Source organism: Phocaeicola sp. RTP21198st1_B8_RTP21198_201120 (assembly GCF_040929485.1).
Lineage (GTDB): Bacteria > Bacteroidota > Bacteroidia > Bacteroidales > Bacteroidaceae > Phocaeicola > Phocaeicola dorei.
Map to the genome: position 1 here is coordinate 15,477 of NZ_JBCOCI010000023.1, position 13,414 is coordinate 28,890.

Genomic DNA, 13,414 nt, shown 5'->3' on the forward strand with positions numbered 1-13,414 from the left:
ATGGCTTTTAGAAAAGAAACTAAGATAAAGAGTAATTTCTCGAAAATCTCAATTGGCTTGGCTTCACCCGAAGAAATCCTTGAGAATTCGAGCGGTGAGGTGTTGAAGCCTGAAACGATCAACTACCGTACTTACAAACCGGAACGTGATGGTTTGTTCTGCGAGCGTATTTTCGGTCCGGTGAAAGATTACGAATGTCATTGCGGTAAGTACAAACGTATCCGTTATAAAGGTATTGTTTGTGACCGATGTGGCGTTGAAGTGACTGAAAAGAAGGTCCGTCGTGAACGTATGGGACATATTCAGTTAGTTGTGCCTGTAGCGCATATTTGGTATTTTCGTTCATTGCCGAACAAGATCGGTTATTTGTTGGGGCTGCCTACAAAGAAACTAGACGCTATTGTATATTATGAACGTTATGTGGTTATTCAGCCGGGTGTGAAGGCTGAAGATGGCATTAATAAATATGATTTGCTTTCTGAAGAAGAGTATTTGGATATCTTGGATACACTTCCTAAAGAAAACCAATATTTAGAAGATACAGATCCGAATAAGTTTATTGCTAAGATGGGGGCAGAAGCTATTTATGATCTGCTCTCAACTTTGGATTTGGATGCTTTATCTTATGAATTACGTCATAAAGCAAGTAATGATTCTTCGCAGCAACGTAAGAATGAGGCTTTGAAGCGTCTGCAGGTAGTTGAATCGTTCCGTGCATCTCGCGGACGTAATAAACCTGAATGGATGATTGTACGTATTGTGCCGGTTATTCCTCCTGAACTGCGTCCATTGGTTCCGTTGGATGGTGGCCGTTTTGCTACCTCTGACTTGAATGACTTGTATCGTCGTGTGATTATCCGTAACAACCGTTTGAAGAGATTGATTGAAATCAAGGCTCCCGAAGTGATTTTGCGTAACGAAAAACGTATGTTGCAGGAGGCTGTCGATTCCTTGTTCGATAACTCACGTAAATCAAGTGCAGTGAAGACTGACGCTAATCGTCCATTGAAATCACTGTCCGATAGCTTGAAGGGTAAGCAAGGACGTTTCCGTCAGAACTTGCTGGGTAAGCGTGTTGACTACTCTGCTCGTTCGGTAATCGTTGTTGGTCCTGAATTGAAGATGGGTGAATGTGGTATTCCTAAACTGATGGCTGCAGAGCTTTACAAGCCGTTTATCATCCGTAAGTTGATTGAACGTGGTATTGTGAAGACTGTAAAATCTGCAAAGAAGATTGTAGACCGCAAGGAGCCTGTGATCTGGGATATCTTGGAACATGTCATGAAAGGTCATCCTGTATTGCTGAACCGTGCGCCGACTCTGCACCGTTTGGGTATTCAGGCTTTCCAACCGCATATGATTGAAGGTAAAGCTATTCAGTTGCACCCATTGGCTTGTACAGCGTTCAATGCCGACTTCGATGGTGACCAGATGGCGGTTCACTTGCCTTTGAGTAATGATGCGATTCTGGAAGCACAGATGTTGATGCTTCAGGCTCATAACATTCTGAACCCTGCTAATGGTGCTCCTATTACTGTGCCTGCACAGGATATGGTACTTGGTTTGTATTATATTACCAAGTTGAGAAAAGGGGCTAAAGGTGAAGGCTTGACTTTCTACGGTCCGGAAGAGGCTTTGATTGCTTATAATGAAGGTAAAGTGGATATTCATGCTATCGTCAACGTAGTGGTGAAGGACTTGGACAAAGATGGCAAAATCGTAGATGTGATGATGAAAGAAACCTCCGTAGGGCGTGTGATTGTAAATGAAATCGTTCCGGCGGAAGTGGGGTACTTGAATACCATTATTTCCAAAAAGTCTTTGCGAGATATCATTAGTGATGTTATCAAAGCTGTCGGTGTTGCACGTGCTTGTGAATTCTTGGATGGTATTAAGAACTTAGGTTACTATATGGCGTTCAAGGGTGGTCTGTCATTTAACTTGGGTGATATTATTATCCCGAAAGAAAAAGAAGAACTGGTAAAACGTGGTAATGAGGAAGTGGAACAGATTATGATGAACTATAACATGGGTTTCATTACTGACAATGAACGTTATAACCAGGTTATCGATACATGGACTCACGTGAACAGTGACCTGTCTGATATACTTTACAAGACGATTAAGAATGATGACCAAGGCTTCAATTCAGTATTTATGATGCTTGACTCCGGAGCCCGTGGTTCTAAAGAGCAGATTCGTCAGTTGTCTGGTATGCGTGGTTTGATGGCGAAACCGCAGAAAGCCGGTGCTGAAGGCGCACAGATTATTGAAAACCCTATTCTTTCAAACTTTAAAGAAGGTTTGTCTGTGTTAGAGTATTTTATTTCTACCCACGGTGCTCGTAAAGGTTTGGCGGATACTGCGTTGAAGACTGCTGATGCGGGATACTTGACCCGCCGTCTGGTAGACGTGTCGCATGATGTGATTATCAATGAAGAAGACTGTGGAACACTTCGTGGTTTGGTTTGTACGGCCTTGAAGAATAACGATGAAGTTATTGCTACTTTGTACGAACGTATTCTAGGACGTGTTTCTGTACATGATATCGTCCATCCTACTACTGGTAAACTGATTGTAGCCGGTGGAGAGGAGATTACAGAGGATATTGCGCAGGAAATCGAGGATTCTCCGATTGAAAGCGTTGAAATCCGTTCGGTATTAACTTGTGAATCTAAGAAAGGGGTATGCGCTAAGTGTTATGGACGTAACTTGGCATCCAGTCGTATGGTTCAGAAAGGTGAAGCAGTCGGTGTAATCGCTGCCCAATCTATTGGTGAGCCGGGTACACAGTTGACATTGCGTACATTCCACGCCGGTGGTATCGCAGGTAATATGGCTGCTAATGCAAGCATTGTCGCCAAGAATAATGCACGTTTGGAATTCGAAGAATTACGTACGGTAGATACGGTTGATGAAATGGGTGAGGCTGTGAAAGTGGTAGTCGGTCGTTTGGCTGAAGTCCGCTTTATCGATGTGAATACAGGAATTATCCTGTCAACTCATAACGTGCCTTATGGTTCAAAATTATATGCTGCGGACGGTGATATTGTTGAGAAAGGAAAACTGATTGCTAAGTGGGATCCGTTCAACGCTGTTATTATCACAGAGGCTACTGGTAAGATTGAATTCGAGAGTGTGGTTGAAAACGTAACTTATAAGGTAGAGTCTGATGAAGCTACCGGTCTGCGTGAAATTATCATTATCGAGTCTAAGGATAAGACAAAAGTACCTTCTGCCCATATTGTAACCGAGGATGGTAATTTGATCCGTACTTATAACTTACCCGTGGGGGGGCATGTTGTGGTTGAAAACGGTCAGGCAGTGAAAGCTGGTGACATTATTGTGAAGATTCCTCGTGCTGTAGGCAAGGCTGGTGATATCACCGGTGGTCTTCCTCGTGTTACAGAGCTGTTTGAGGCTCGTAATCCATCTAATCCTGCTGTCGTTTCTGAAATAGACGGTGAAATTACTATGGGTAAGATTAAGCGTGGTAACCGTGAAATTATTGTCACATCTAAGACAGGTGAAGTGAAAAAGTATTTGGTGAATCTGTCTAAACAAATATTGGTTCAGGAGAATGACTACGTTCGTGCCGGAACTCCGCTGTCTGACGGTGCGATTACTCCTGCTGACATTTTGGCCATTAAAGGTCCCACGGCTGTACAGGAATACATCGTAAATGAAGTGCAAGACGTTTACCGTTTGCAGGGTGTGAAGATTAACGACAAACACTTTGAGATTATTGTTCGTCAAATGATGCGTAAGGTAGAAATCGATGAGCCGGGCGATACTCGCTTCTTGGAACAGCAGGTAGTGGATAAGCAAGAGTTTATGGAAGAAAACGATCGTATTTGGGGCAAGAAAGTAGTTGTTGACGCTGGTGATTCTCAGAATTTGCAGCCGGGTCAGATTGTTACTGCTCGTAAGTTGCGTGATGAGAACAGTATGTTGAAACGTCGTGACTTGAAGCCTGTTGAGGTACGTGATGCTATTCCTGCTACATCTACCCAGATTTTGCAAGGTATCACCCGTGCCGCTTTGGGAACTTCGAGTTTCATGTCTGCTGCATCATTCCAGGAAACAACGAAAGTTTTGAATGAAGCTGCTATTAATGGTAAGGTTGATAGATTGGAAGGTATGAAGGAAAATGTGATTTGTGGTCACTTGATTCCTGCTGGTACTGGTCAGCGTGAATTCGAAAAGATTATTGTTGGTTCGAAGGAAGAATATGACCGTATTCTTGCCAATCGTAAGAATGTACTCGATTATAGTGAGGTAGAGTAATTTTAATATATACACTGTAAAAGAGGCTGATTTCTTAGACAGAAATCAGCCTCTTTAGGTTTATTATAGTAGATGCTATAGGAAAATTATATAGAATAATAAGTATGTTGTATTATTACAAATAAATGTCTATATTTGTACTCCAACCAAAGAATAGGAGTTGGGGATATTGAGATTCAGAATATTTTTTAATGCTAAAGTATAAAATCATGGAAAACGAAAAAAATAATAATCAGTTGCAGATAGAGTTGAAAGAAGAAGTAGCTCAAGGAACGTATGCAAATCTTGCCATTATCACCCATTCCAGTTCGGAATTTATTGTTGATTTTGTGCGTGTAATGCCGGGATTGCCCAAAGCTGGAGTGCAGTCACGTATTGTACTGACCCCTGAACATGCAAAACGTTTGATGTATGCATTACAGGAGAATGTTGCAAAATACGAACGTAATTTTGGACCTATTCGAATGCCGGAAGAAATGAATGGGGGAAATAATGGACCGGATGGAAAAACATTCATTCCTCCTATAAGCGGATTTAAAGGGGAGGCATAAGGGCTTTTGTAGCAAAAATAACATAGTAGTCTGTTTTTCAAAAACTTTTTTTGAGAAACAGACTATTTTTATTAGTAGAAAGTATTGTTTATTAAAATGTTATTCGTAACTTTGCAGCCCAAAATGTATAGTTTTGGACTTAGTATAGCAAATTAATAAACAATATATAATAATTAAAAATCAAACAAAATGCCTACTATTCAACAATTAGTAAGAAAAGGAAGAGAGGTTTTGGTTGAGAAGAGTAAATCTCCGGCACTGGATTCATGTCCTCAAAGACGTGGCGTTTGTGTTCGTGTGTATACTACTACTCCGAAAAAGCCGAATTCAGCAATGCGTAAAGTTGCTCGTGTGCGTCTGACTAACTCTAAGGAAGTAAACTCTTATATTCCGGGAGAAGGTCATAACTTGCAGGAACACTCAATCGTGTTGGTGCGTGGTGGTCGTGTGAAAGACCTTCCGGGTGTACGTTATCACATCGTTCGTGGTACTTTGGATACAGCTGGCGTAGCTGGTCGTACACAAAGACGTTCTAAATATGGTGCTAAGCGTCCTAAAGCAGGACAAGCTGCAGCTCCTGCAAAAGGAAAAGGAAAGAAGTAAACCGTAACTGAATTCCTGAAACAAAGAATATTTAATTTAAGTTTTGGTTTGTTGGAATAAGCTATAAAGGTTGAGTAAATGTTTCAGAGGAAGCGTTGAAGTAAACGGAAAAAGTGCAGCCCCAAACAAAAACATTATTTTGAGAAAAAAATGAGAAAAGCAAAACCAAAAAAACGTGTGATCCTTCCGGATCCAGTATTTAATGATCAGAAGGTTTCTAAATTCGTAAATCACTTGATGTATGATGGGAAAAAGAATACATCTTATGAGATCTTCTATGCAGCACTGGAAACAGTGAAAACAAAACTTCCTAATGAAGAAAAATCATCTTTGGAAATTTGGAAGAAAGCTTTGGATAATGTAACTCCTCAGATTGAAGTAAAGTCTCGTCGTGTAGGTGGCGCTACTTTCCAGGTTCCTACTGAAATTCGTCCTGATCGTAAAGAGTCAATCTCAATGAAAAATTTGATTCTTTTCGCTCGTAAACGTGGTGGTAAATCAATGGCAGATAAACTGGCGGCTGAGATTATTGACGCTTTTAACGAACAGGGTGGCGCTTACAAGCGTAAAGAAGATATGCACCGTATGGCTGAAGCTAACCGTGCATTCGCTCACTTTAGATTCTAATCAAGTAATAATTAATAAGTAAAGGACGAAAATGGCTAAACATGATTTGCATTTGACCCGCAATATCGGTATCATGGCTCACATCGATGCCGGTAAGACAACGACTTCAGAACGTATTTTGTTCTACACTGGCTTGACTCACAAAATTGGTGAGGTGCATGATGGTGCAGCAACAATGGACTGGATGGAGCAGGAGCAGGAACGTGGTATTACTATTACATCTGCTGCTACTACTACTCGTTGGAAATATGCGGGAAATACTTATAAAATAAACTTGATTGATACTCCGGGGCACGTTGATTTTACTGCTGAAGTAGAACGTTCTTTACGTGTCTTGGATGGAGCTGTTGCAGCTTATTGTGCGGTAGGTGGTGTTGAACCTCAGTCAGAAACCGTATGGCGTCAGGCTGATAAATATAATGTTCCTCGTATCGGTTACGTTAATAAAATGGACCGTTCTGGTGCTGACTTTTTCGAAGTTGTTCGCCAAATGAAGGATGTATTAGGTGCAAATGCTTGCCCTGTGGTAATTCCTATTGGTGCTGAAGAGAGTTTCAAGGGGGTTGTTGATTTGATCAAAATGAAGGCTATTTTGTGGCACGATGAAACAATGGGTGCAGATTATAGCGTAGAAGAAATTCCGGCGAACTTGGTTGATGAAGCTAATGAATGGAGAGAAAAAATGCTCGAAAAAGTAGCTGAGTTTGACGATGCTTTAATGGAGAAATTCTTTGACGATCCTTCTACAATCACTGAAGAAGAAATCTTGCGTGCTTTGCGTGCAGGTACATTGAAGATGGATATCGTTCCGATGTTCTGTGGCTCTTCATTCAAGAATAAGGGAGTTCAGACATTGCTTGACTATGTTTGTGCATTCTTGCCTTCTCCGTTGGATACGCCTGCTATCGTAGGTACTAACCCGAGCACAGGAGCAGAGGAAGATCGTAAACCTAGTGAGGATGAAAAAACGTCAGCTTTGGCATTTAAGATTGCAACTGACCCCTATGTCGGACGTTTGACTTTCTTCCGCGTTTACTCTGGTAAGATAGAGGCTGGTTCATATATCTATAACACTCGTTCAGGTAAAAAAGAACGTGTGTCACGTTTGTTCCAAATGCACTCAAACAAACAGAATCCTGTAGAGGTGATTGGAGCTGGTGATATTGGTGCCGGTGTTGGTTTCAAGGATATCCGTACAGGTGATACGTTGTGTGATGAAGATGCACCGATTGTGTTGGAATCAATGGAATTCCCTGATCCTGTAATTGGTATTGCGGTTGAACCTAAGACTCAGAAAGATTTGGACAAGTTGTCTAACGGCTTGGCTAAATTAGCTGAAGAAGACCCGACATTTACTGTTAAGACTGACGAACAGTCTGGACAGACTATTATTTCCGGTATGGGTGAGCTTCATTTGGATATTATTATCGATCGTCTGAAACGTGAGTTTAAAGTAGAATGTAACCAAGGTAAACCTCAGGTTAATTATAAGGAAGCTATCACTAAGACTGTTGAATTGCGTGAAGTTTATAAGAAACAGTCTGGTGGTCGTGGTAAGTTTGCCGATATCATTGTGACAATCGGTCCGGTTGACGAAGACTTTACACAAGGCGGTTTGCAGTTTATTGATGAAGTGAAGGGAGGAAATGTTCCTAAGGAATTTATCCCATCAGTTCAGAAAGGTTTCCAGACCGCAATGAAGAATGGTGTATTGGCTGGCTATCCGCTTGATTCACTGAAAGTAGTTTTGAAGGATGGTTCATTCCATCCGGTTGACTCTGACCAGTTGTCATTCGAAATCTGTGCTATTCAAGCCTATAAAAATGCATGTGCTAAAGCAGGTCCTGTATTGACTGAGCCTATTATGAAACTGGAGGTCGTAACTCCTGAAGAAAACATGGGTGATGTTATTGGTGACTTGAATAAGCGTCGTGGGCAAGTCGAAGGTATGGAATCAAGTCGTTCTGGAGCTCGTATTGTAAAAGCTAAAGTGCCTTTGGCAGAAATGTTTGGTTATGTAACAGCTTTGCGTACTATTACTTCAGGTCGTGCAACATCATCTATGACTTACGATCATCATGCTCAAGTTTCCAGCTCTATTGCTAAAGCTGTACTTGAAGAAGTGAAAGGTCGCGTAGACTTAGTATAATAAAAAAGCAGGGGCAACGGGTTAGCGAATGACTCTTAATCCGGCCCCACTTTATATTTAATCATTTTTAATTTAAAATCTAATGAGTCAAAAAATTAGAATTAAACTGAAATCTTACGATCACAACTTGGTAGACAAGTCTGCTGAAAAGATCGTTAGAACAGTGAAGGCAACAGGTGCTATTGTTAGCGGTCCTATTCCATTGCCTACACACAAGCGTATTTTCACGGTAAACCGTTCGACTTTCGTTAACAAGAAGTCACGTGAACAGTTTGAATTGTCTTCTTACAAGAGATTAATCGACATCTATAGCTCAACAGCTAAGACAGTAGACGCTCTGATGAAGTTAGAATTACCGAGTGGAGTTGAAGTAGAAATTAAAGTTTAATGCATTTAAAAATTAACTGAAATGCCAGGATTATTAGGAAAGAAAATCGGAATGACATCCGTTTTCAGTGCTGATGGTAAAAATGTACCATGCACTGTTATCGAAGCTGGTCCTTGTGTAGTTACTCAGATTAAGAGTGTTGAGAAAGACGGCTATGCGGCTGTTCAGGTAGGTTTCCAGGACAAAAAGGAAAAACATACTACCAAACCTTTGATGGGGCACTTTAAAAAAGCTGGTGTAACTCCGAAGAGACACTTGGCCGAGTTCAAAGATTTTGAAACAGAATTGAATTTGGGAGACACTATTACAGTGGAATTATTCAATGATGCAGCTTATGTTGACGTTGTTGGTACTTCTAAAGGTAAGGGCTTCCAAGGTGTAGTTAAAAGACATGGATTTGGTGGGGTAGGTCAGACTACTCATGGTCAGCACAACCGCGCTCGTAAGCCGGGTTCTATCGGTGCATGTTCTTACCCTGCAAAAGTATTCAAAGGAATGCGTATGGGTGGCCAAATGGGTGGTGACCGCGTTACTACACATAACTTACAGGTATTAAAAGTGATTCCGGAACACAATCTTCTTTTGATTAAAGGTTCGGTACCGGGTTGCAAAGGTTCAATCGTAATAATTGAGAAATAATGGAAGTTAACGTATTAAATATTAAAGGTGAAGACACCGGAAGAAAGGTTACGTTAAACGAATCTATCTTCGGAATTGAACCCAATGACCACGCTATCTATTTGGACGTTAAGCAGTTTATGGCTAACCAACGTCAGGGAACTCATAAATCTAAAGAAAGAAGCGAAATCAGCGGTTCTACTCGTAAATTAGGTCGTCAGAAAGGTGGTGGCGGTGCTCGTCGTGGTGATATCAACTCTCCGGTATTGGTGGGTGGTGCTCGCGTATTTGGTCCTAAACCTCGTGACTATTGGTTTAAGTTGAATAAAAAAGTTAAGACATTGGCCCGCAAGTCGGCATTGTCTTATAAAGCTCAAGAAAACGCAATCATTATTGTTGAAGACTTTACATTTGAAGCTCCAAAAACTAAGGATTTCGTTTCTATGGTAAATAATCTTAAAATTACTGACAAAAAGTTGCTTCTCGTTTTGCCGGAAGCTAATAAAAATGTATATTTGTCAGCTCGTAACATCGAACGTGCTAATGTGGCAATTGCTTCTGCATTAAATACTTACAATGTATTGAATGCTGAAACTCTTGTTGTTACAGAAAACTCGCTCAAGGCTATCGAGAATATCTTATCTTAATTTAAAAAGGAGGCTTAGATAATGGGAATTATTATTAAACCGTTGGTTACTGAGAAAATGACTGCAATTACCGAGAAGTTAAATCGATTCGGTTTTATTGTACGTCCTGAAGCTAACAAGTTGGAAATTAAGAGTGAGATTGAAGCTTTGTATAATGTTACAGTAGTAGATGTAAATACGCTAAGATACTCGGGAAAGAGTAAAAGCCGTTACACTAAGTCTGGAATCATCAATGGTCGTACGAATGCTTATAAGAAAGCTATCGTAACATTGAAAGAAGGCGATACTATTGATTTTTATAGCAATATTTAATAAAGATGGCAGTACGTAAATTTAAGCCCACAACACCGGGGCAAAGACATAAAATTATTGGTACTTTTGAAGAGATTACTGCATCGGTACCAGAAAAGTCTCTTGTATTTGGAAAGCGCTCAACAGGTGGTCGCAACAACGTTGGTAAAATGACAATGCGCTATATGGGCGGTGGTCACAAGAGAAAATACAGACTTATCGATTTCAAGAGAAACAAAGACGGTGTACCCGCAGTTGTTAAGACTATAGAATACGATCCGAATCGTTCGGCTCGTATTGCTTTGCTGTTTTATGCTGATGGTGAAAAGAGATATATTATTGCTCCTAATGGATTGCAAGTTGGTAGCACATTGATGTCTGGAGCGAATGCAGCGCCTGAGATTGGTAACGCACTTCCGCTTGAAAACATCCCCGTTGGTACTGTAATTCATAATATTGAATTGCGTCCGGGTCAAGGTGCAGCTTTGGTGAGATCAGCTGGTAATTTTGCTCAGTTAACTTCAAGAGAAGGCAAGTATTGTGTGATTAAATTGCCTTCAGGTGAGGTAAGACAAATACTTAGTGCTTGTAAGGCTACTATTGGTAGCGTTGGTAACTCTGATCATGGATTGGAGTCTTCCGGTAAGGCAGGTCGTACTCGTTGGATGGGGCGTCGTCCTCGCAACCGTGGTGTTGTTATGAATCCTGTTGATCACCCGATGGGTGGTGGTGAAGGACGTGCTTCAGGAGGTCACCCAAGATCACGTACAGGCTTGTATGCTAAGGGCTTGAAGACAAGAGCTCCGAAGAAACAGTCTTCTAAGTATATTATTGAGAGAAGAAAGTAATAACTGATTAATTGAGTAAATTATGAGTCGTTCATTAAAAAAAGGTCCATATATTAACGTTAAACTTGAAAAGAAAGTGCTTGCTATGAATGAAAGCGGCAAGAAGGTTGTCGTTAAGACTTGGGCTAGAGCTTCAATGATCTCGCCTGATTTTGTAGGGCACACAGTTGCAGTTCATAACGGAAATAAATTTATTCCTGTTTACGTTACAGAAAACATGGTAGGACACAAATTGGGTGAATTTGCACCGACACGTACATTCCGCGGCCATGCAGGTAATAAGAAAAAATAAGCAGGATAATCTGAAGAAATAATAAAGTAATAAATAATGGGAGCAAGAAAAAAAATATCGGCTGAAAAAAGAAAAGAAGCCCTTAAGACCATGTATTTTGCAAAATTGCAAAATGTTCCTACCTCTCCGCGGAAAATGCGTCTCGTGGCTGACATGATTCGTGGTATGGAAGTGAACCGTGCACTGGGTGTCTTGAAGTTTTCTTCTAAAGAAGCTTCTGCAAGAGTGGAAAAACTGTTGCGCTCTGCTATTGCTAACTGGGAACAGAAAAACGAACGTAAGGCAGAAAGTGGCGAATTGTTTGTAACAAAGATTTATGTTGATGGTGGTGCAACACTGAAAAGAATGCGTCCGGCTCCGCAGGGAAGAGGTTACAGAATTCGTAAACGTTCAAATCACGTGACTTTGTTCGTTGATTCTAAGAGTACTAATGATAATCAAAATTAAGACTAGATGGGACAGAAAGTTAATCCGATAAGCAACCGTTTAGGAATTATCAGAGGATGGGATTCTAATTGGTACGGTGGCAATGATTATGGTGATGCTTTGTTGGAAGACAGCAAAATCCGTAAATATTTGAATGCCAGACTTGCAAAAGCCAGCGTTTCAAGAATTGTTATAGAACGTACACTGAAATTGGTGACAATCACAGTTTGTACAGCGCGTCCAGGTATTATCATTGGTAAAGGTGGTCAGGAAGTTGACAAACTAAAAGAAGAGTTGAAGAAAATCACGGACAAAGATATTCAGATCAATATCTTTGAGGTGAAGAGACCTGAGTTGGATGCTGTTATTGTAGCTAATAATATCGCTCGTCAGGTAGAAGGTAAGATTGCCTACCGCCGTGCCATCAAGATGGCTATCGCTAACACAATGCGTATGGGCGCTGAGGGTATCAAAGTGTTGATTTCAGGACGTTTGAATGGAGCAGAAATGGCTCGTTCTGAAATGTATAAAGAAGGAAGAACTCCGTTGCATACTTTCCGTGCAGATATTGACTACTGTCATGCAGAAGCTTTGACTAAAGTTGGTTTGCTGGGTATTAAAGTATGGATTTGCCGTGGTGAAGTGTATGGTAAGAGAGAATTAGCGCCCAACTTTACTCAGACTAAAGAAAGCGGTCGCGGTGGAAACGGCAACAATAACGGTGGTAAGAACTTCAAAAGAAAGAAAAACAATCGCTAACGGATTTGAATTTTAGGAATTATGTTACAACCGAAAAAGACAAAATTCAGAAGACAGCAGAAGGGCAGTCAGAAAGGAAATGCTCAAAGAGGAAACCAATTGGCTTTTGGATCATTTGGTATTAAATCTTTGGAGACTAAATGGATTACAGGTAGACAAATTGAAGCTGCACGTATTGCGGTAACAAGATATATGCAACGTCAAGGACAGATTTGGATCCGTATTTTCCCGGACAAACCTATTACTCGCAAGCCTGCTGATGTGCGTATGGGTAAAGGTAAAGGTGCTCCTGAAGGTTTCGTTGCTCCGGTTACCCCGGGACGTATTATTATCGAGGCAGAAGGTGTTCCTTATGAGGTAGCTAAAGAAGCTTTGCGTCTTGCAGCACAGAAGCTTCCTGTTACTACTAAGTTTATAGTTAGACGTGATTACGATGCTCAAAATCAAAATGCTTAATTTATTATGAAGATTGCAGAAATTAGAGAAATAGCTACCAATGAATTGGCAGAAAGAATTGAAGCTGAAGTAGCCAATTACAATCAGATGGTTTTAAATCATTCTATCTCTCCGCTGGATAATCCTGCACAGATTAAAAAGTTACGCAGAACGATTGCGCGTATGAAGGCAGAATTGCATCAGAGAGAACTTAACAAATAATAATGGTCCTCATGGAAGCTAGAAATTTAAGAAAAGAAAGAACAGGTGTTGTAGTAAGCAATAAGATGGATAAGACCATTACTGTTGCTGCTAAGTTTAAAGAAAAACACCCTATTTATGGTAAATTCGTTTCTAAAACGAAAAAATACCATGCTCATGATGAAAAGAATGAATGTAATGTAGGTGATACAGTACACATCATGGAAACTCGTCCTTTGAGCAAAACTAAGAGATGGAGATTGGTTGAAATAATTGAAAGAGCTAAGTAATT

16 protein-coding genes are annotated in these 13,414 nt (G+C 40.6%); all 16 read left to right on the top strand.

From position 1 onward, the window contains the following. The 16 genes from rpoC (at nt 1) to rpsQ (ending at nt 13,412) form a co-directional block, all read left to right on the top strand. Nucleotides 1-4,287, top strand: coding sequence for a DNA-directed RNA polymerase subunit beta' (gene rpoC / locus AB5935_RS10810; protein ID WP_007838956.1), 4,287 nt, complete (start codon nt 1-3; stop codon nt 4,285-4,287). Nucleotides 4,288-4,496: 209 nt separating this feature from the next. Then, a complete protein-coding gene (locus tag AB5935_RS10815) occupies nt 4,497-4,838 on the top strand; it encodes a DUF3467 domain-containing protein (RefSeq protein WP_005844838.1) in 342 nt (113 codons plus the stop codon). A 189-nt stretch (nt 4,839-5,027) separates the two neighbouring features. Next, the gene (rpsL, locus tag AB5935_RS10820) at nt 5,028-5,441 is read left to right on the top strand and encodes a 30S ribosomal protein S12 (protein WP_005844840.1); all 414 of its coding nucleotides are present in this window, start codon (nt 5,028-5,030) and stop codon (nt 5,439-5,441) included. Nucleotides 5,442-5,591: 150 nt separating this feature from the next. Beyond that, complete coding sequence (gene rpsG, locus AB5935_RS10825) at nt 5,592-6,068, top strand: 30S ribosomal protein S7 (protein ID WP_007838948.1); 477 nt, start codon at nt 5,592-5,594, stop codon at nt 6,066-6,068. A 31-nt stretch (nt 6,069-6,099) separates the two neighbouring features. Continuing rightward, nucleotides 6,100-8,217, top strand: coding sequence for an elongation factor G (fusA, locus tag AB5935_RS10830; protein ID WP_007838947.1), 2,118 nt, complete (start codon nt 6,100-6,102; stop codon nt 8,215-8,217). Nucleotides 8,218-8,299: 82 nt separating this feature from the next. Then, on the top strand, nt 8,300-8,605 hold the full coding sequence (gene rpsJ / locus AB5935_RS10835; RefSeq protein ID WP_002558075.1) for a 30S ribosomal protein S10: 306 nt from the start codon (nt 8,300-8,302) through the stop codon (nt 8,603-8,605). 21 nt (nt 8,606-8,626) lie between these two features. After that, nucleotides 8,627-9,244: a 50S ribosomal protein L3 gene (gene rplC / locus AB5935_RS10840; RefSeq protein WP_005844847.1), complete on the top strand. Its 618-nt coding sequence runs from the start codon at nt 8,627-8,629 to the stop codon at nt 9,242-9,244. Next, complete coding sequence (rplD, locus tag AB5935_RS10845; protein WP_007838944.1) at nt 9,244-9,870, top strand: 50S ribosomal protein L4; 627 nt, start codon at nt 9,244-9,246, stop codon at nt 9,868-9,870. Before rplC ends, rplD begins: the two co-directional genes overlap by 1 nt. 21 nt (nt 9,871-9,891) lie before the next feature. Continuing rightward, on the top strand, nt 9,892-10,182 hold the full coding sequence (rplW, locus tag AB5935_RS10850) for a 50S ribosomal protein L23 (protein WP_007838943.1): 291 nt from the start codon (nt 9,892-9,894) through the stop codon (nt 10,180-10,182). Between the two features lie 5 nt (nt 10,183-10,187). After that, on the top strand, nt 10,188-11,009 hold the full coding sequence (rplB, locus tag AB5935_RS10855; RefSeq protein ID WP_005844853.1) for a 50S ribosomal protein L2: 822 nt from the start codon (nt 10,188-10,190) through the stop codon (nt 11,007-11,009). A gap of 22 nt (nt 11,010-11,031) precedes the next feature. Beyond that, nucleotides 11,032-11,301: a 30S ribosomal protein S19 gene (gene rpsS / locus AB5935_RS10860; RefSeq protein ID WP_002558070.1), complete on the top strand. Its 270-nt coding sequence runs from the start codon at nt 11,032-11,034 to the stop codon at nt 11,299-11,301. Between the two features lie 36 nt (nt 11,302-11,337). Further along, nucleotides 11,338-11,748 carry a 50S ribosomal protein L22 gene (rplV, locus tag AB5935_RS10865; RefSeq protein WP_005844856.1) on the top strand — a complete coding sequence of 137 codons (411 nt, stop codon included), beginning with the start codon at nt 11,338-11,340 and terminating at the stop codon, nt 11,746-11,748. A gap of 6 nt (nt 11,749-11,754) precedes the next feature. Continuing rightward, on the top strand, nt 11,755-12,486 hold the full coding sequence (gene rpsC, locus AB5935_RS10870; RefSeq protein ID WP_005844858.1) for a 30S ribosomal protein S3: 732 nt from the start codon (nt 11,755-11,757) through the stop codon (nt 12,484-12,486). A gap of 21 nt (nt 12,487-12,507) precedes the next feature. After that, nucleotides 12,508-12,942, top strand: coding sequence for a 50S ribosomal protein L16 (rplP, locus tag AB5935_RS10875; protein WP_005844860.1), 435 nt, complete (start codon nt 12,508-12,510; stop codon nt 12,940-12,942). 6 nt (nt 12,943-12,948) lie between these two features. Beyond that, on the top strand, nt 12,949-13,143 hold the full coding sequence (gene rpmC, locus AB5935_RS10880; protein WP_005844862.1) for a 50S ribosomal protein L29: 195 nt from the start codon (nt 12,949-12,951) through the stop codon (nt 13,141-13,143). An 11-nt stretch (nt 13,144-13,154) separates the two neighbouring features. Continuing rightward, nucleotides 13,155-13,412, top strand: coding sequence for a 30S ribosomal protein S17 (rpsQ, locus tag AB5935_RS10885; RefSeq protein ID WP_005844864.1), 258 nt, complete (start codon nt 13,155-13,157; stop codon nt 13,410-13,412). Nucleotides 13,413-13,414: the final 2 nt, after the last annotated feature.

Coding starts and splice junctions, on each gene's coding strand:
- rpsC (WP_005844858.1), top strand. CDS start 11,755: ATGGGACAGAAAGTTAATCCGATAAGCAACCGTTTAGGAATTATCAGA.
- rplW (WP_007838943.1), top strand. CDS start 9,892: ATGGGAATTATTATTAAACCGTTGGTTACTGAGAAAATGACTGCAATT.
- rplC (WP_005844847.1), top strand. CDS start 8,627: ATGCCAGGATTATTAGGAAAGAAAATCGGAATGACATCCGTTTTCAGT.
- rplP (WP_005844860.1), top strand. CDS start 12,508: ATGTTACAACCGAAAAAGACAAAATTCAGAAGACAGCAGAAGGGCAGT.
- rpsQ (WP_005844864.1), top strand. CDS start 13,155: ATGGAAGCTAGAAATTTAAGAAAAGAAAGAACAGGTGTTGTAGTAAGC.
- rplB (WP_005844853.1), top strand. CDS start 10,188: ATGGCAGTACGTAAATTTAAGCCCACAACACCGGGGCAAAGACATAAA.
- fusA (WP_007838947.1), top strand. CDS start 6,100: ATGGCTAAACATGATTTGCATTTGACCCGCAATATCGGTATCATGGCT.
- rpoC (WP_007838956.1), top strand. CDS start 1: ATGGCTTTTAGAAAAGAAACTAAGATAAAGAGTAATTTCTCGAAAATC.
- rplD (WP_007838944.1), top strand. CDS start 9,244: ATGGAAGTTAACGTATTAAATATTAAAGGTGAAGACACCGGAAGAAAG.
- rpmC (WP_005844862.1), top strand. CDS start 12,949: ATGAAGATTGCAGAAATTAGAGAAATAGCTACCAATGAATTGGCAGAA.
- AB5935_RS10815 (WP_005844838.1), top strand. CDS start 4,497: ATGGAAAACGAAAAAAATAATAATCAGTTGCAGATAGAGTTGAAAGAA.
- rpsG (WP_007838948.1), top strand. CDS start 5,592: ATGAGAAAAGCAAAACCAAAAAAACGTGTGATCCTTCCGGATCCAGTA.
- rpsS (WP_002558070.1), top strand. CDS start 11,032: ATGAGTCGTTCATTAAAAAAAGGTCCATATATTAACGTTAAACTTGAA.
- rplV (WP_005844856.1), top strand. CDS start 11,338: ATGGGAGCAAGAAAAAAAATATCGGCTGAAAAAAGAAAAGAAGCCCTT.
- rpsJ (WP_002558075.1), top strand. CDS start 8,300: ATGAGTCAAAAAATTAGAATTAAACTGAAATCTTACGATCACAACTTG.
- rpsL (WP_005844840.1), top strand. CDS start 5,028: ATGCCTACTATTCAACAATTAGTAAGAAAAGGAAGAGAGGTTTTGGTT.